The sequence below is a fragment of the Flavobacterium frigidarium DSM 17623 genome, from assembly GCF_000425505.1.
Taxonomy (GTDB): Bacteria; Bacteroidota; Bacteroidia; order Flavobacteriales; family Flavobacteriaceae; genus Flavobacterium; species Flavobacterium frigidarium.
Window position 1 is genome coordinate 61454 of the sequence record NZ_AUDO01000013.1, and the last position, 17544, is coordinate 78997.

Consider the following 17544-nt stretch of genomic DNA (forward strand, 5'->3'; position numbering starts at 1 on the left):
GATGAACAGAATAAATGAAAATGAGAAATATTAAAATATACATGTCCGCTTTTGTGCTCTTCCTTTTTATAGGGATAGGTACTACATACGCTCAAGAAAAAGATAATATTTTACCAGAAGCTAATAAAGAATATACGGCTAAAAATTATGTTGATGCTGAGGCAAATTACAGAGTCTCAAATTCAAAATTTTCTAGTAAAACAAATTCAGCTTATAATTTAGGGAACGCGATTTACAGACAAAATCAAGCTTCAGAGGCAAAGTATGCTTATGCAAATGCTTTGAAAACGGCAATGACGGCTACTCAAAAACATAAAGCATTTCACAATTTAGGCAATGTGTTTATGAAGGAGAAAAATTATACTGAGGCTGTCGAGGCTTATAAAAATGCTTTAAGAAACAATCCTTCAGATGATGAAACAAGGTACAATTATGCTTTAGCTAAAAAAATGTTGAAAGAGAATCCGCCAAAAGACGATAAGGATAAAAAAGACGACAAAAAAGATAAGGATAAGAACAAAGACAAGAAGGATCAAGATAAAAAAGATCAAGACAAGAAGGACGATAAGAAAGACGGCGATAAAGATAAAAAGGACGACAAAAAAGACGGAGATAAGGATAAAAAGGACGGTAAAAATGATAACAATGGGGAACCTAAACAAGAACCTGGAGGAATGTCACCGCAACGTTTAAAAAATCTTTTGAATGCTGTTAATAACGAAGAAAAGAAAGTTCAAGATAAGGTGAATGCCAACAAAGTAAAAGGTAAAGCAACTAAAACAGAGAAAGACTGGTAAGATTTAATTGGCTATTTGTGGATTTGTTTCTTTCGAAAACAAGCACTACTCAGAATCATATTCGCGAATAAATGAATAAACATTAATAATGAAGAAATTTTTATTTTTAATACTGTTAAGCTTTCAGGGACTTCTTGCTCAGGTGCAATTTGAAGCAAAAGTTAGCAAGACAACATTAGGCCTTAATGAGAGGCTACGTATTGATTTTGCCATGAATATTGATGGAGATAATTTTAACGAACCTTCTTTTGACGGTTTTAGGGTTATCGCTGGACCTAGTCAACAAGTGAGTCAGTCGTGGGTAAATGGTAAGAGCTCTTTCGAGAAAATTTACTCTTATTATTTGTTGCCTACTCAAAAGGGGACTATAACCATTAAATCGGCTACGATTGAATATAACGGACAAGTTTTTAAAACGAGTCCAGTAAAAGTAAACGTTACTAACGCAGTTGAACAACCTAAGGATCCTAACGACACTAGTATTTCTGCTGATGATAACTTATATCTTGTAGCAGATGTTTCTAAGACAAATCCTTATTTGAATGAGCCTATATCGGTGGTTTATAAATTGTATTTTAGTAACAACATTGGGATTTCTAATTTAGGAGAATTAAGTAAGCCTAAGTACAATGATTTTTGGAGTCAGAATATTGACATGAACCAACAATTTACGGCGCAACAATCCATGTTCAAAGGACGTGAGTTTCGTTATATTGTTCTTAAAAAGGTGGTTTTATATCCTCAAAAATCAGGTAAACTAGCTATTGAGCCACTTGTGTTAGATGTAGAGGTGCAATTACCAACGAATAGACGTGATGTTTATGGTAGAATGCAAATTCGAAATGAAAATAAAAGAATTTCGGCTGGTGCCAAAACGATTGCTGTAAGAGCACTCCCTGAAAAAGGAAAACCAGATGACTTCACAGGAGCAGTAGGTTCGTTTGACTTTAAAGTGACGCCGTCTAAAACTAGTTTAAAAAATGGTGAAAGTTTAGATCTTACTGTAAGCGTTACTGGAAAAGGAAACATGAAATTGTTTAGTTTGCCAGAGCCAGTAGTTCCAAACGCTCTTGAAAAATATGATCCTGTTCATGAAGAAGATGTAAAAACTTCTCTTGCTGGGATGTCAGGTAAAATATCAGATCGGTATACTATTGTGCCACAGTACAGAGGAAATTATCCTGTAAAACCTATTCGTTTTTCTTATTTTGATGTTACTTCAGGTACTTATAAAGTCGCAGTATCACCAGAGATTATGATCAATGTGTTAAGCGGTCCAACAGATACTCGCGCTAAGGATAGTTTGAAAGCAAACTCAGGTAAAAATGCTATTGATATTGAGCAATTTAAATACATCAAACTAGATACACAATTGCAAGCGACAAATGAGAAAGACTTCTTTGGTTCTAAGTTGTACTTATTGCTATTGTTACTGCCGTTCTTATTAGTGCCAATTGTAATTTTAGCCAAGAATAAAAAAGATGCTCTTGATGGTGATGTAGTAGGAAATAAAATTAGAAGAAACAATAAGCTAGCTAGAAAGTATTTATCACAAGCTAAAAAACAGATCAATAATAAAGAACCGTTTTATGTTGCTCTTGAAAAAGCAATGCATAATTTCTTGAAAGCGAAGTTGCATATTGAAACTTCAGAGATGAGTAAGGACAATATTAAAATTATCCTGCTAGATAAAAATGCAAATCCTACTACTGTAGATGATTTTATCACGCTTACTGAAAACTGTGAAGTGGCACGTTATGCTCCGGCATCTAGCGCTACAATTCAAAAAGATTATGATAAAGCGGTAGCAATCATATCAGAATTAGAGAAAGAACTTAAGTAATTACTATTACTGCTTCAGGAATAAAAATTTCTTGTTGCCAAATCATAAATCATAAAAATGAAAAATATTCTATATCTATTTTTATTATTCACACAAGTTTTCTTTGCTCAATCGGGTTTTGATGCAGGAAACGAATTGTATAAAAATGGAAAATATGAAGAAGCAGTAAACGCTTACAACGCTGTTTTGAAATCAAAAAAGCAATCTGCTGAGTTGTATTATAATTTAGGGAATTGCTATTATAAATTGAACGAGGTAGCGCCAGCTATTTATAATTACGAAAAAGCATTGGTTTTAAAACCTAATGATGCCAATACAAAAAACAATTTACGATTTGCTCAAAAGAGAACTGTTGATGAAATAAAAGTGATTCCTAAAGTGGGATTTGCAAAGATACTTCGAGATTTTACAGCTTCATATAATTACAATATTTGGGGTTATATTTCTGTTGGATTTTCAGCCTTGTTCCTAGTAGCTTTTTTAGGATACTATTTTTCGAAAAACAGTGCAGTGAAACGTGTCTTCTTTTTTGGAATGTTTGTTATGGTTGTATTGATGGTGATTAGTATTCTTGCTGCAATATTTGAAATGGATCAATTTAAAAATGAGCGTCCAGCAATAGTATTTGCCGAAGCAGTAGATATTAAAAAAGAACCACAGAGTGCGAGTAAAACTATAATAGCGCTACATGAAGGCGCAAAAGTCTATGTGCAAGAAACAGTTAATAACTGGAAGAAAGTGCAATTAACGGATGGGACAGAAGGCTGGATAGAAAAAAGTGCGATTGTAGAAGTAAAATAACCGTTTACTTGCTTGGTTCTTCTTCTGCTTTTTCTTCTGGGTTTGCGGTGTGTTTTTCTTTGAATTCCACATACCATTTCTCAAGCGTAGGGTAAAAAAATCGAGAGGTCTGTTGGATAGGATTGTAAAAAGCAGAATTGTCCATAGTCTCTTGTTTCATCAACATGTTATTGAAATTCACTTTTTCGAACAAATTAAAAAGCACACTCAATAGCAAGACCGCTTTTAACACACTAAAAAAAGCTCCTGCAAGTTTATTAATCCATCCTAGAAAGGCAAAATCCATTATTCCCGTTAATATTTTTGCGAGTAGGTGAATCGTGACTACCACAGCGATAAATGTAAGAGCAAAGGCAAATATTTCGATATATTTAGGTGACCAAGAAACGTGATTTGCCAAAGTTTCTCTCACAATATGAGAACATTTTATAGCCAAGTAAATACCTAAAAGCAACGATAAAAACGAAGCTAATTCTACAAACAAACCATTTATAAGTCCTTTGTATAGCGCGTATATTAAGATTGCTGCTAAAAAAATATCCAATAAGCTCATAATAAGGTTCCTTAATTTAAGGGCAAATATAAAATAATTCAAACATCCATTGTCAATTTACAAGTCGTTATATTTGCAAAAATAATAGCTTAGTTGCAAGATATACAATGTTGTAATTGAAGCAAACCACAATAAATAAGACAATGTCAAGAGATATACAACTTAAAGAACGCTGGGAACAGCTTGTTGAAATGCTATCTAATCAATTTTCGCAAGGAGAAGATTTAGATTTAGATGCAATCATTTACCTAATAGGAGTTCAAGAATTAGGGAAAGTGCATCAAGAATATAAAAAAGATGAAAAATTAAATTTAATGCATATCGCTATTTGTAGATTATTAGAGCCTTATGGATTTTATGAATTTGAATTTTTTGATGAAGATGGTTGGCCTCATTACAAAGTGAAAGAAGAGTTACCGCCTTTAAAAGCTGGAGAACAGTCCGTTTTGATGAAAGAAGCAATTGTAAATTACTTTATCGAAAAAGACTTAATTTCGTAATTTACAAATGCAGTAACAGTTTTGAGTGTGAATCTACTTTGAACTGAGACTGAAAACTGAAAACTTTTCCCTAAATTTGCCCTCTCAATTACCGGACGAAAATGATAGATAAGATAAAAGAATATATTGGCGAAGCACAAGCTTTTTCAACACAAGACAAAGCAGAATTAGAAACTTTTAGAATTAAATTCTTAGGAAGTAAAGGACTTCTTAAAGATTTTTTTGCCGAATTTAAAAATGTACCAAACGATCAAAAGAAAGAATTTGGACAAGTAATTAATTTGCTAAAATCTTCTGCTGAGGAAAAAGTGAAATCTATTCAAGAAGCATTAGAAAGTAAGGAAGAAACTAAGGGTTTTTATGGCGATTTAACGCGTTCTGCAGAGCCAATCGCTATAGGTTCTCGTCATCCTATTTCTATCGTTAAAAACCAAATTATTGATATTTTTGCTAATATTGGTTTCAACGTTTCTGAAGGACCAGAAATTGAAGACGATTGGCACAATTTCACAGCATTAAATTTGCCAGAATATCATCCGGCGAGAGACATGCAGGATACATTTTTTATACAAACAAATCCAGATACCCTTTTGCGTACACACACTTCGTCGGTGCAAGTGCGTTACATGGAGGAAAATAAACCACCTATAAGAACTATTTCTCCAGGTCGTGTTTTTCGTAATGAGGCAATTTCATCACGTTCGCACTGTATTTTTCATCAGGTTGAAGGATTGTATATTGACAAAGAAGTGTCATTTGCCGATTTAAAACAAACGCTTTTATATTTCACAAAGGAGATGTTTGGTAAATCAAAAATTCGATTGCGCCCTTCGTATTTTCCTTTTACAGAGCCTAGTGCTGAGATTGATATTTACTGGGGATTAAAAACAGAGACAGATTACCGAATTACCAAAGGAACTGGTTGGTTAGAAATTGGTGGTTGTGGTATGGTAGATCCTAACGTTTTGAAAAATTGCGGAATCAATCCTGAAGAATTCAATGGTTTTGCATTTGGAATGGGAGTAGAGCGCATTGCAATGTTGTTATACCAAATTGGTGACATTCGTATGTTTTATGAAAACGACGTTCGTTTCTTAGAACAATTTAAGGCTTCGATTTAATACATAAAAAGAAGCATTAAAATATAAGAATAATTCATTTATAGACCAGTTGTTGTAATTATAGTAAGTTAGAAAGTATGAAAAAAGATATAGTTATTCCTGAAGTTGAAAACGTTTTTGTGGCGACAGTCCAAGAATGGAGCGATGACTTTATGGAAAAAGTATGGTATGCTTATTTAGTGAATGATAGTGATTTTCTTATCGAAAGCGTTATGGTTGTTTCAAAAGCTTTTGGTACAATCGATGGTGAAATGAAAAAGACTTCGCTATTGCGTCATGCTTTTGTAGAAGTTCCTGCTGTTTCGGTGGTTAAAATCGAAATGATTGAGAAAAGTGTATTAGTGCTTAACAATGAATTTTCAGTGTCTTATTTCATCGGAAATAAGATGTATGATAAGAAGTTTATTTTTAAAGCAAATGCAATGAATGAACAAGAACTTGAAGAAGTGCCTATTCTATTTGTAGATGGCCTAATCGTGAGATAACGGTAGCATAAAATATAAAAAAGCAGCAATCTTAGAATATTAAGGTTGCTGCTTTTTTTATTGCTTACTTTTAGTTTAGATTTTTGAAAGTGTATCTGTGGCTAAATATTTTTCGTCTTTGTTTAAATACCATGCTCTCACTTTTGGAATTTTAATCCCTGACAACTCTTCTTCTTCGCTTAAAAGAATATATTCTCCATCATTCTTTGTCTGGTCGTGGTAAAACTGATAGACTTTTAAAGCATATGTTGTTGGATCGAAATAAAAGAACCAAACGTCTTTACCAACGCCTTCTTCATACTTTACAGCTAATACTAAGTATTCTTTACCCATAAAGTTTTTTCGCTCGACTACAGGGTCGATTATAGTTCCTGAATCTTTCAATTTCATTGGTAAACCGTACAAATAAGTGTAATAGTTTTTCATGAAAATCGCTCTAGCTTTAGTAAGGTTATACGCTTTTGCTTCTTCATCGGTAAACGATGATTTACCATCTAGGGTAAATTGAACCGAATCATTTGTGATTTGGTATAAAACCTCCTTATCGTTACGAGCTGTTTTTAATTCAAAATTTTGAGCGGTTGCATCAATCTTCATGGTGCTTTTTCGTTCCTTTCCATCTGGAGTTTGGGTAGTAATAACTAAGGTGTTTTTAAATGTATCATAGTTATTCCCTGGATCGTGGTAGGCAATAGCTTTATTTAAAAGCTCGTTACCGCTAATCTCTTGTGCCTGTCCCTGACTAAATAGTAAAATAGTCCATACAAATGAAAATTTTACTATAGGAGAGAAAATGTTTTTAATACTAATCATAGACGTGCTTTTTAAATTTGAAATTATTTGGTATTTAGTCCAGTTGATCGGTCAACTTTTTAAAAGTAGCCTTAGCGTCTTTCCCCTCATATAGAATCTCGTAAACCGCATCTATAATTGGAGTTTTTGCTCCATAACCTTGATTTAGTTTGTAAGCACTTTTAGTAGCATAATAGCCTTCAGAAACCATGCTCATTTCAAGCATTGCACTTTTTGCCGTATATCCTTTTCCTATCATATTTCCGAATGTTCTATTGCGAGAAAACACAGAATACCCTGTAACTAATAAATCGCCTAAATAAGCAGAATCATTAATATTACGCTTCATTTTATGCACTTTCTTAATGAATTTTTTCATCTCTCTAATGGCATTACTCATTAAAACAGATTGAAAATTATCACCATATCCAAGACCGTGCGCGATACCTGCGGCGATAGCATAAATGTTTTTAAGCATGGCAGCATATTCTGTACCAATAATATCGTCAGTGATTTTTACTTTAATAAAATCTCCAGCTAGTCTTGAGCCTACAATTTCGGCTTTAGTAGCATCTCCACAAGCAATCGTTAAGTAAGAAAGTCGTTCTAGAGCCACTTCTTCAGCGTGGCAAGGTCCGCTAATTACGCCAATATTGTAATATGGAATATCATAAGTGAAATGAAAATGTTCTCCCACAATCATGCTTGTTTCCGGTACAATCCCTTTTATAGCAGAGAAAATAACTTTATCTTTTAGGGGTACCGTTAACTTTTCTAACTCTGTTGCTACAAATGCAGATGGAATTGCAAAAATGAGATAATCAGCATAAGCTATGGCTTCGTTTATGTCACTTGTTAACTTAAGTTTATTTGTGTCAAATTCTACAGCACTCAAGTAATTAGGATTGTGCTTGTATTTTTGAATATGTTCTATTGCTGATTCATTACGCATGTACCAGTAAACCTCATCAAGATTTACACATAGCATTTTGGTAATCGCTGTTGCCCAGCTTCCTCCACCTATTACTGCGAACTTTAAATTTTCGGCCATTTTTATTATAAATTTAGTCAAAAGTACTTAAAAATGCATACAATTTACAATTAAATTCTGCACACAAATACAATTGAATTAGCAGTATTTGCTGGTTCATGTTGTTAATAAATAAATTTTTTTTAATTTATATAAAATATTTATACAATATTAACGTTTGATATAACTAATACTCATTTTTTTAAATAAATATGAATATTGAGTTAGTTAAAGGTGCAAATAAAAAAGGCGCCTTAATAAATTAAGAACGCCTTTTATTTTCGCCGATAATTTTCGGTGCTTTAAACTAGTAACTCATCTCAACAATAGACTTCACTTTGTCTAATGTGATATTTTGTTTTTCTCCTAGACCTTTCCAACCTCTTTCATCAAAACGTTTTACAATAAAATCAGCAGTTTCACTGTACTCTTTTGTATAATCTGATAGTTTAGTATCCATTCCCATGGTATGGAAAAACTCTACTGTTTTATTGATTGCTTCTTTTGCAATTTCGTCATCCGTTCCTTCTAAGTTGAAGATACGTTTTCCGTATTGCGCTAATTTTCCTTTTTTAGTTTCGAACATCACCGTGTACAAACTTGGAGCAATTACAGCAAGAGTTCTTGCGTGATCGATTCCGTACATCGCTGTTAATTCATGACCTATCATGTGAGTTGCCCAGTCGCTTGGAACTCCTTTTTGGATTAATCCATTAAGCGCCATGGTACAAGACCACATAAAGTTTGATGCTAGCTCGTAATTAGCTGGATCTTCAACCACCTTAGGACCTACTTCGATAAGTGTATGCAAAATTCCTTCAGCAATTCTATCTTGTAAATGGCCTTCATGAGGATAAGTTAAATATTGTTCCATAACATGTGTATATGCATCTACAACACCATTTTGTAACTGTCTTTTTGGTAGCGATTGAATTACTGTTGGGTCAGTTATTGAAAATTTAGGAAACAAAGCAGAACCACCAAAAGCTAATTTCTCTTTTGTAGATTCGATTGTAACCACTGCTCCAGAGTTCATTTCACTTCCTGTAGCTGGCAACGTTAATACTGTTCCAAAAGGAATAGCATTCTCTTTAATCAAAATACGTTTTTGTAAAATTTCAATAGGATCTCCCTCATAATTTACAGCACCCGAAATAAATTTCACACCGTCAATTACTGATCCACCACCTACTGCAAGAATAAAATCTATATTTTGCTCTTTAACAATTGCTACTGCTTTCATTAAAGTCTCAAAGTGAGGATTTGCTTCAATACCAGCAAATTCTACAATTTCGTGTCCTTTTAAGTTATTGATAACTTGTTCGTGAATTCCGTTTTTAAAAATACTTCCACCACCGTAAGCTAATAAGATTTTTGCTCCTTTAGGAACTAATTCAGCTAATTTTTCCATTTGACCTTTACCAAAAACTAAGTTGGTAGGGTTATATAATTCAAAGTTTAACATAATGATACTGTTTAAATTAAGAAGGCTTTACCGCTCCTATTCTTAAAAAGAACAAGAGCTTGGTAAAGCCTTTTTACTATTATTAATTATTATTTTTTAGCATTCAATTGACCTAACAATTTTTCTGCTACTAGTTTAGATGAAGCTGGATTTTGTCCAGTGATCAATAAACCATCTTCTACTGCGTATGGATTCCAGTCTGCAACTTTAGAATAAGTAGCTCCATTTGCCTGTAAAGCATCTTCTAATAAGAAAGGAACAACATCAGTTAATCCTACTGCTGCTTCTTCAGTGTTAGAAAATCCAGTTACTTTTTTACCTTTTACTAGAAATTCTCCGTTTACTTTTACATCTTTCAACACTGCTGGTGAGTGACATACAAAAGCTACTGGTTTGTTATTGTTGTAAAAAGACTCAATTAATGTAGCAGATGTTTTGCTAGATGCTAAGTCCCAAAGTGGTCCATGACCTCCTGGATAAAATACAGCATCATAATCAGATTCTTTTACGTCTGCTAGTTTATGAGTTTTACTCAATTTAGCTTTTAACTCTGTGTCTTTGTCAAAACGTTTTGTATCCTCTGTTGCTGCAGATGGATCATCACTTTTTGGGTCAATCGGGGGTTGTCCTCCTAGTGGAGTTGCAATGTCAATTTGTACTCCTTTATCAGCTAATTCATAATATGGAGCTGCAAATTCTTCAACCCAAAATCCTGTTTTTTCTCCTGTGTTTCCTAGTTCTGAATGACTAGTTAAAACGAATAATACTTTTTTCATCTTAGTTTTTTTTGATTTTTGTGCCGTTGCTGTAAAACAACCCACAGTTAATACTAGTATTGCAAATAATGCGACTTTTTTCATTTTGATAATTTATTAATACAAATTTACGGCTATTATGCTATAGGTAAAAATAATTTAAATTATGTTTGTGATAAATATATTTATATCATGGTCAATCTAGAATGGTACAGAACCTTTAAATCAGTATACAAGAACGGCAATTTTTCATTAGCAGCTCAAGAGCTATTTATAAGTCAGCCAGCGGTGAGTCAGCAAATTGCTATGCTTGAAGCGCACGTGGGCTATAAATTGTTTAATCGAAAATCAAAAGGTGTTGATCCAACTGAATACGCTAAGCTACTGAATAATTTAATCATTGATGCGCTCGATCGATTAGAAAATGTAGAAAACGGATTTAGAGCAAAGGCCTTCAATGCTAATAGATTAATCACCATAGGAGTTTCTAAGGATTTCTACAGTAGTTTAGGAAGTGCCTTAGTTGGAAAGTTTGATTATATCGATTTTAGCTTTCATGAGAACGAAGCGCTATTCGAATTAGTAAATGATAAAAAAATAGATTTTGCTATTGTCACGCAACAGTTCGATACATTCGATACAATTAGTTCGAAAGTGGGAGTAATCAAGCAAATTATTGTGGGTTCCAGAACTGTAGAACAAAAAGATTTTAAAGAATTATTAAAAACTAATGACCACGAAACTATAGAGCAATGGTTGAATGAGCAAGTGTGGTTTACTCATGATGCGGGAATTCCGCATGTTAAATTGTTTTGGTTGCATGTATTCGATAAAAAGCGACCGGCAATTATTCCCAATTACATCATTCCATCTGAATTTGAGATGCTATCAACAGTGGCAAATAGTACTGGAGTAGCATTGACATGGAACTGTAACGCAAAATCATTTCTAGATTCAGCTAATTTACAAGTTCTTTGGGATAGTAAAAAAATGCCTGAAACAGCAGTTTTTCTATTGTCTAATAAAAACGATAATTTAAAAGAAGCTTTTAAAAAGATGGAAACCGTTTTACAAGAAATTCTCGAATAGTTATTTCTTGTAAAAAATATTGTGATCGATGTACTCCCAAACATTTGCGGGTAAAAGTGGTTGAATGTTCTTCCCTTCCTTTATATTGTTTCGAATAAAAGTCGAAGATATTTCAACTATAGGGGCATCGATTAAGTGAATTTTAGGGTGATTCTTCAATTCTAAATTTTCAGCTTCCGATGAAATTCGAGGATAAACGTAGATGTCGTGATTTTGTAAAATCACCTCATAGTTTTTCCATTTGTGTAATGACTTTAAATTGTCTTCGCCCATGATTAAAGAAAATATATGAGTGGGATATTTTTCTTCAAGATGAACTAAGGTATTCACCGTATAATTGGGTTGTGGCAGTTTAAATTCTATATCTGAAGGTTTTATTTTCGAAAATCCCTCAGTAGCAAGATATACCATATGTAATCTATGAAAATCGTCTAGGAGACTGCTCTTTTTCTTGTGCGGATTATGAGGTGTTACCACCATCCATACCTGATCAAGATCAGAGTGTTCTGCCATATGATTAGCGATAATCAAATGACCAACATGTATGGGATTGAAAGTGCCAAAATAAAGTCCTATTTTCATTCTTCGAGTAACTAGTGATTAGTAAAAAGTAATTAGTTTTTGAGCGTTTTCGTGAATGCGTTAAGCATCTTAGATTCTTCCTCAAATTGTCCTAAAACTTCTTTAAATAAAGGTTTATTTTTGATAAAACCAAGTTCATTAGCAATTAGTAATTGAGTTTCAATTTTGAATAATGAGCCTTTCGCACTGTCTAAAAAATGGTTAAATGATTTATAGGTTTTTCTTCCATTTTTAAGCTAATTACTAGTCACTCTTTACTAGTCACTGTTTTATTTGCTTACAAAATCCTTCACTAACTGTGATGCTTCTTCAAGAGCGATAGCTAAATCATAATTCTTTATAACTACGTCAAACTGTGGCGCTGTTGCTAATTCTACAGATGCTTTTGCAATACGCATATTGATTTTGTCTTCGCTTTCAGTAGAGCGTTTTTTAAGTCTGATTTTCAATTCATCAATACTTGGTGGTTTTACAAAAACAGCTAATGTTTCTTCAGGAAATTTCGATTTTATTCTTAATCCGCCGGCTACATCAATGTCAAAAATAACATTTTTACCTTTGGCCCAGATTCTTTCTATTTCACTTTTTAAAGTACCATAAAAGTTGTCTCTGTAAACTTCTTCCCATTCTAGAAAATCTTCGTTCTTAATGTGAGTTTTAAAATCTTCGGTAGAAATAAAATAATAATCTTTTCCGTTAACTTCTTCTCCTCTTGCATCGCGCGAGGCTGCTGATATTGAAAATTCTAAATTCAATTCTTCTTGCCCTAATAAATGCTTAACAATGGTAGTTTTTCCAGACCCTGAAGGTGCCGAAAAAACGATTAATTTTCCTTTTTTCATTTTATGCTGAATTTGTTTCAGTAACTTTTTTAGTTTTAAAAACTATAAAACGTTCAATACTTGTTCTTTAATTTTTTCTAATTCGTCTTTCATTTGAACGACTAATTTCTGCATTTGTGCATGATTTGACTTGGAACCCATAGTATTGATTTCACGACCCATTTCTTGAGTGATAAAACCTAATTTTCTACCATTAGCTTCTGTTCCATTTATCGTTTCTAGAAAATAATCTAAGTGATTAGTAAGACGCACTTTTTCTTCAGTGATGTCTAATTTTTCTAAGTAATAAATTAATTCTTGTTCAAAACGGTTTTCATCTACATTTACTTGTAGTTCTGCAATAGCAGTTTGTAAACGATCTTTAATTGCTTGCACGCGCTCAGGATCTAGAGCTAGTGCTTCAGTCATGTACTGACGAATATTCCCAATGCGCAATTGAAATTCTTTTTCTAGAGAAGCGCCTTCGTCTTTTCTAAACGTTAAGATATTTTGAACCGCCTCTTCGATAACCGCTTGTATTTCGATCCAATCATTTTCGTCGATTTCATCGCGTTCAATTTTTACAGCGTCTGGCATTCTAACCGCCATTTTCATTAATTCAGTTTCATCAGCTGCAGGATAAATATCTTTTAACTGACTGATATATGCTCTTACAATTGGTGCGTTTACCTTTGTAGTTGTTTGTTCTGCAGTGCTTTCGATAAAAATAGAAAAATCAACTTTTCCTCTCTCTAGTCTAGAAGCTAATTGAGTTCTTAGCCCTAATTCCATTTCGCGGTATAGCGAAGGCATTCTAACGTTTAAGTCTAAACCTTTGCTGTTTAACGATTTTACTTCAACAGTTATTTTTTTGTTGGGTAAATGCAAAGATGCTTTACCAAAACCGGTCATTGATTGTATCATATAGTTGTATAAAGGGGGCAAAGATAGCTAAAAGGTAGTAAACCCGCAAAACGAAGGTTTTTAAGTACTTATTAATTTATGAAATAGTTTTTGGCGTAGGCTTTTGTGTCACCATGTAAACGCCTATAAAAATTAAAATGGCAGATAAAATCTTAACAACCGATAACTCGTCTTTGCCTAAACCAATGGCAAAAACCGTAGCAAAAAAAGGTTGTAAATAGATAAATACAGCAACTGTTGTTGGTTTTAATTCTTTCATTGTAAGTAAGTTGAGTAAGTACGTCAAAAATGTAGATATTACAACGACAAAAATTATTTTAAACCCAATAACCTCTGGAACTGCTGACCAATTTACGGCTTCTACTTGGCTGTAGCCAAAAGGAATTACCATGAACAAACCAAATAAATATACCCATTTTACAAATGTAAATGCATTGTACTTATCCATTAATTTTTTAACAATGATTAAGTAAAAACCGTATGATATGGCGTTTACTAATACAAGTGCATTCCCTAAAGTCGCGTTGGCACCGTTGCCAATCGCTTTGCCATATAAAATTAAAGATCCCGTTCCTACGAGACCTAATAAAATTCCCGTAACCATTCTTGTGCGCATGCGTTCCTTCATGATTATTGCTGATAAAATCAAAACAATCATAGGAGTGGTCACCATAATCACCGATGCTGATATGGGAGAAGTCAGGCTCAACCCTTTAAAAAAGGTTAGCATATTAAATGCCACACCAAAAAAGGCTGCCGCTATAATACGAGGGAAATCTTTTAAATCTATCTTTTGCTTTGGAATAAAAAGCCAAATCAACCAGAAAAGTAACGTAGAACCGCTCACGCGCAGTAATATAAAGCCATAAGCATCTACATATGTAGGCATCACATCCTTTGCAATTGTAAAAGTAACACCGTAGATAATCGATACTAGCGTTGCACCAAAAAGAGCAATACTCCTTTTAGACATTGCCTAACGCTTTCATTACCTGCAACATGTTTTGTTGCGTTCCGCCTACATATACATTACCATCAATCATAAAAACAGGACGAGCTAAAAATGTATAATGCTCAAGAATGTATTTTTTATAATCTTCTTCGGTAAGCGATTTATCTTTAAGGTTCATCGATTTGTATAACTGTGCTTTTTTGCTAAACAAAGCTTCGTAGCTTCCTGATGATTGGTACATTTCGGCTAGTTCTTCCTCAGTTAAGGGATCTTGTTTAATGTCTCTAAAAGTAAGGTTGATTCCCTTAGGTAAGGTTTTTATAATTTTTCTGCACGTATCACAAGACGCGATGTAGTATATTTTGTTTGACATAGTATTTTAAATCTTTGTGCAAAGAAAAATCATTTGGAACTGAAAATGATTATTTTTAGCAAAAAAAACAAAATGAATGCAACGCTTGAATTAACAAGAACGAGTAGATTAATACTTTCTCAAATTTTACCCAACTATACTTTAGCACAATTAAATAAAATTCCCCCTGGATATAGCAATAATTTAATTTGGAATATTGCCCATGTGATTGTCGTACAACAAATGCTAGTATATGGACTGTCAGGCTTACCCATGAAAATCTCTAATGAGATGGTCGAAAAATATAAAAAGGGTAGTAAACCAGAACAAGATGCTACTCAGGAAGAAGTTGATGATATTCAAAGTTTACTACTTACAACCATCGATCAAACCGCTATCGATATTGAGAATGAAGTATTCAAAACTTTCAAAGAGTATCCTACCTCAACTGGTTTTACATTGAAAAATGCACAAGATGCCATGAGTTTCAATAACTTTCACGAAGGGATTCATCTAGGTGTCATTTTTAGTATTAGAAAATTTGTATAGTTTGGTTTTTAGGAGCTAATCCCGTCATCCGCTGTATCTTTTGTAGCCTAAAGACGGCTACAAAAGGATGCCGCTACTACCGGGGCTAAAGTTTGCTAGAGACTATTATTTAAACAATAAATACCCCTTTAATTCGTCATAAGTTAATAATAGCTCTTGAGGACCATCAGCATAAGAGGCGATTTCATATCTATTGTAATACAATAACAACCCTTTATCTGTGAAAAACATGTTTAAAGGTAGCTGAAATTTATCATCTTCAAACATGAACTTTGTGGCATTAATACCATGATTAGCGGGTATCTTAAATTGAAAGCGGAATTTCTTTTCGGCGAAAGCCTCAAACTCTTTGTAATTTTTAAACAATTCTTGATTCTCAATATTCTTTCCCGTTTTTGGATTAAATAATAAAGATCGCTTTCCTTGATAGCCGTGAGCGCCACCTGTGTAGCTGTAATGATTGATTTCGATATTCAAGATGCTATCGGTTTGATATTTTATACTTCCTTCGATATTTGCTTCCCATCCAAACTTATCTTCAGGAAATTCTGCTTTTAATTTTTCGTAAGAATTTATAAAAGCGACTAATAAAGAGTCATAAGTAGTGGCTGTATAAGGCTTCTCGCCAAAATAAACAATCTCCTTTAAAACATTAAATACTTTTTTGTTAATGCTATCGCTTACTTCTGCGTCACCTGTAGCAATAGGAATGATCACATTTATTTCGGGACATTTATCATCGCATAAGTAAGTGGATTTTTTATTATAAGTGGTTTCCTCAAAAGATAATTTCTTTTGGCAACTTACAAATAGTAAAAGCAATCCTATAAAGTAAAAGCAGTATTTCATTTTTTAAAAGTGTTAATTATATACAAAGGTGTCTACCCAGGGTAGCTTAAAAGTAAATTAAAAGGTAAATTTGGGTAATCAATACAACAGTAAAATTTAAAGATATGAAATTCAATACAAAAACCATACATGGAGGGCAACAACATGATCCGTCAACAGGTGCAGTAATGCCACCCGTATTTCAAACATCAACATTTGCACAAACAAGTCCTGGTCAACCTATTGGAGATTATGAATATAGTAGATCGTCTAATCCTACACGCTCTGCACTGGAAGAAGCACTAGCAAGTATAGAGAATGGTGCAAAGGGACTTGCCTTTTCGTCAGGACTTGCCGCGACAGATTGTTTGCTGCGCTCTTTTAAAGCAGGAGATGAAATCATTACAATGGACGATTTGTATGGAGGTACCTACCGTATGTTCACCAAAACTTATAAAGATTCTGGAATTAAATTCCATTATGTCGACATGAACGATTTAGACAATGTGAGAGCGGTTATTAATAAAAACACAAAAATGATTTGGGTAGAAACGCCAACAAATCCTTTGATGAAATTAGCTGACATTGTTGCAATCGCAAAAATTACAAAAGAGCATAATATTATGTTTGCAGTCGATAACACATTTGCAACACCATATTTGCAAAGACCGCTTGACTTGGGTGCCGATGTGGTCATGCACTCGGCTACAAAATATTTAGCAGGACACTCTGATGTTATTGCTGGTGCATTGATTGCTAAAACAGCTGAGCTGGGTAAGCAGCTGCATTTTCAACAATTTGCTACAGGAGCAACGCTAGGACCAATGGATAGTTTTTTGGTATTACGCGGAATAAAAACTTTACATTTAAGAATGCAAAGACACTGTGAAAACGGAGAAAAAGTAGCGCAATATTTAAACAAGCATTCTAAGGTTAAAACTGTGTATTACTCAGGACTTGAAAGTCATCCTTACCATGAAATTGCTAAGAAACAAATGAGCGCTTATGGCGGGATGGTCTCCTTTGACTTTACATCAGAGAAAAAAGAAGATGCTATTTCATTCTTAGAAAAATTAAAGATCTTCACACTTGCTGAATCTTTAGGTGGAGTAGAATCTCTTGCAAATCATCCGGCATTAATGACACATGCTTCAATTCCCGAAGAGAAACGATTAGAAGTAGGGATTACAAATCACTTAGTGCGATTAAGTGTAGGTATTGAAGATATAGAGGATTTATTGCAAGATTTAGAGCAGGCCTTGAAATAGGTTTTGCTATTAAAATAGGAAATGGAAAGTCTCAGTT

The 17544-nt window shown here is 33.6% G+C and carries 20 protein-coding genes and 1 pseudogene; 9 read left to right on the forward strand and 12 right to left on the reverse strand.

What is annotated here, in order from left to right; genetic code table 11:
• Positions 1 to 20: 20 nt before the first annotated feature.
• The 3 genes from H603_RS0109585 (at position 21) to H603_RS0109595 (ending at position 3441) form a co-directional block, all read left to right on the forward strand.
• Positions 21 to 797 (forward strand): tetratricopeptide repeat protein, encoded by a 777-nt coding sequence (locus H603_RS0109585; protein ID WP_026708393.1) that lies wholly within the window; start codon positions 21 to 23, stop codon positions 795 to 797.
• 88 nt (positions 798 to 885) lie between these two features.
• Positions 886 to 2640 carry a BatD family protein gene (locus H603_RS0109590; RefSeq protein WP_026708394.1) on the forward strand — a complete coding sequence of 585 codons (1755 nt, stop codon included), beginning with the start codon at positions 886 to 888 and terminating at the stop codon, positions 2638 to 2640.
• A gap of 57 nt (positions 2641 to 2697) precedes the next feature.
• Entirely contained in the window at positions 2698 to 3441 is a 744-nt protein-coding gene (locus tag H603_RS0109595; protein WP_026708395.1) for a tetratricopeptide repeat protein, read from the forward strand.
• A gap of 4 nt (positions 3442 to 3445) precedes the next feature.
• On the opposite strand, the gene H603_RS0109600 is transcribed toward H603_RS0109595, so the two are convergent.
• Positions 3446 to 3994: a CvpA family protein gene (locus tag H603_RS0109600; RefSeq protein ID WP_026708396.1), complete on the reverse strand. Its 549-nt coding sequence runs from the start codon at positions 3992 to 3994 to the stop codon at positions 3446 to 3448.
• A gap of 143 nt (positions 3995 to 4137) precedes the next feature.
• Here H603_RS0109600 and H603_RS0109605 point away from each other — a divergent pair, with 143 nt between their 5' ends.
• The 3 genes from H603_RS0109605 to H603_RS0109615 all read left to right on the forward strand — a co-directional run bounded on the left by H603_RS0109605 (position 4138) and on the right by H603_RS0109615 (position 6100).
• Positions 4138 to 4494, forward strand: a complete 357-nt coding sequence (locus tag H603_RS0109605) for a hypothetical protein (protein ID WP_026708397.1) — start codon at positions 4138 to 4140, stop codon at positions 4492 to 4494.
• Between the two features lie 101 nt (positions 4495 to 4595).
• Positions 4596 to 5615, forward strand: a complete 1020-nt coding sequence (gene pheS, locus H603_RS0109610) for a phenylalanine--tRNA ligase subunit alpha (RefSeq protein WP_026708398.1) — start codon at positions 4596 to 4598, stop codon at positions 5613 to 5615.
• Positions 5616 to 5692: 77 nt separating this feature from the next.
• On the forward strand, positions 5693 to 6100 hold the full coding sequence (locus H603_RS0109615; RefSeq protein ID WP_026708399.1) for a hypothetical protein: 408 nt from the start codon (positions 5693 to 5695) through the stop codon (positions 6098 to 6100).
• Between the two features lie 75 nt (positions 6101 to 6175).
• Here H603_RS0109615 and H603_RS0109620 read toward each other — a convergent pair whose 3' ends face one another.
• The 4 genes from H603_RS0109620 to H603_RS0109635 form a co-directional block, all read right to left on the reverse strand.
• Positions 6176 to 6913 carry a DUF6503 family protein gene (locus tag H603_RS0109620; protein WP_051219262.1) on the reverse strand — a complete coding sequence of 246 codons (738 nt, stop codon included), beginning with the start codon at positions 6911 to 6913 and terminating at the stop codon, positions 6176 to 6178.
• Between the two features lie 34 nt (positions 6914 to 6947).
• Positions 6948 to 7943 carry an NAD(P)H-dependent glycerol-3-phosphate dehydrogenase gene (locus tag H603_RS0109625; RefSeq protein WP_026708401.1) on the reverse strand — a complete coding sequence of 332 codons (996 nt, stop codon included), beginning with the start codon at positions 7941 to 7943 and terminating at the stop codon, positions 6948 to 6950.
• 286 nt (positions 7944 to 8229) lie between these two features.
• Positions 8230 to 9387 (reverse strand): iron-containing alcohol dehydrogenase, encoded by a 1158-nt coding sequence (locus H603_RS0109630; RefSeq protein WP_026708402.1) that lies wholly within the window; start codon positions 9385 to 9387, stop codon positions 8230 to 8232.
• A gap of 89 nt (positions 9388 to 9476) precedes the next feature.
• Complete coding sequence (locus H603_RS0109635) at positions 9477 to 10247, reverse strand: type 1 glutamine amidotransferase domain-containing protein (RefSeq protein WP_026708403.1); 771 nt, start codon at positions 10245 to 10247, stop codon at positions 9477 to 9479.
• An 87-nt stretch (positions 10248 to 10334) separates the two neighbouring features.
• On the opposite strand from H603_RS0109635, the gene H603_RS0109640 reads away from it, so the two are divergent.
• Entirely contained in the window at positions 10335 to 11231 is an 897-nt protein-coding gene (locus H603_RS0109640; RefSeq protein ID WP_026708404.1) for a LysR family transcriptional regulator, read from the forward strand.
• On the opposite strand, the gene nadD is transcribed toward H603_RS0109640, so the two are convergent.
• The 6 genes and pseudogenes from nadD to H603_RS0109665 form a co-directional block, all read right to left on the reverse strand.
• On the reverse strand, positions 11232 to 11813 hold the full coding sequence (nadD, locus tag H603_RS0109645) for a nicotinate (nicotinamide) nucleotide adenylyltransferase (RefSeq protein WP_026708405.1): 582 nt from the start codon (positions 11811 to 11813) through the stop codon (positions 11232 to 11234).
• A gap of 32 nt (positions 11814 to 11845) precedes the next feature.
• Positions 11846 to 12028 (reverse strand): annotated as a pseudogene (locus H603_RS17315) (four helix bundle protein); the annotation flags it as partial.
• A gap of 54 nt (positions 12029 to 12082) precedes the next feature.
• Positions 12083 to 12655 carry a guanylate kinase gene (gmk, locus tag H603_RS0109650; protein WP_026708406.1) on the reverse strand — a complete coding sequence of 191 codons (573 nt, stop codon included), beginning with the start codon at positions 12653 to 12655 and terminating at the stop codon, positions 12083 to 12085.
• Positions 12656 to 12697: 42 nt separating this feature from the next.
• Positions 12698 to 13558: a YicC/YloC family endoribonuclease gene (locus tag H603_RS0109655; protein WP_035675817.1), complete on the reverse strand. Its 861-nt coding sequence runs from the start codon at positions 13556 to 13558 to the stop codon at positions 12698 to 12700.
• Between the two features lie 76 nt (positions 13559 to 13634).
• A complete protein-coding gene (locus tag H603_RS0109660; protein WP_026708408.1) occupies positions 13635 to 14531 on the reverse strand; it encodes a DMT family transporter in 897 nt (298 codons plus the stop codon).
• Entirely contained in the window at positions 14524 to 14883 is a 360-nt protein-coding gene (locus tag H603_RS0109665; protein ID WP_026708409.1) for an arsenate reductase family protein, read from the reverse strand. The genes H603_RS0109660 and H603_RS0109665 overlap by 8 nt, the downstream gene beginning before the upstream one ends.
• A gap of 72 nt (positions 14884 to 14955) precedes the next feature.
• Between H603_RS0109665 and H603_RS0109670 the strand changes: the two genes are divergently transcribed.
• Positions 14956 to 15411 carry a DinB family protein gene (locus tag H603_RS0109670; RefSeq protein ID WP_026708410.1) on the forward strand — a complete coding sequence of 152 codons (456 nt, stop codon included), beginning with the start codon at positions 14956 to 14958 and terminating at the stop codon, positions 15409 to 15411.
• 105 nt (positions 15412 to 15516) lie between these two features.
• Here the strand turns inward: H603_RS0109670 and H603_RS0109675 are convergent, their stop codons facing one another.
• A complete protein-coding gene (locus H603_RS0109675; RefSeq protein ID WP_026708411.1) occupies positions 15517 to 16260 on the reverse strand; it encodes a DUF3298 and DUF4163 domain-containing protein in 744 nt (247 codons plus the stop codon).
• 104 nt (positions 16261 to 16364) lie between these two features.
• Between H603_RS0109675 and H603_RS0109680 the strand changes: the two genes are divergently transcribed.
• Complete coding sequence (locus H603_RS0109680) at positions 16365 to 17507, forward strand: cystathionine gamma-synthase (protein WP_026708412.1); 1143 nt, start codon at positions 16365 to 16367, stop codon at positions 17505 to 17507.
• Positions 17508 to 17544 lie beyond the last annotated feature (37 nt).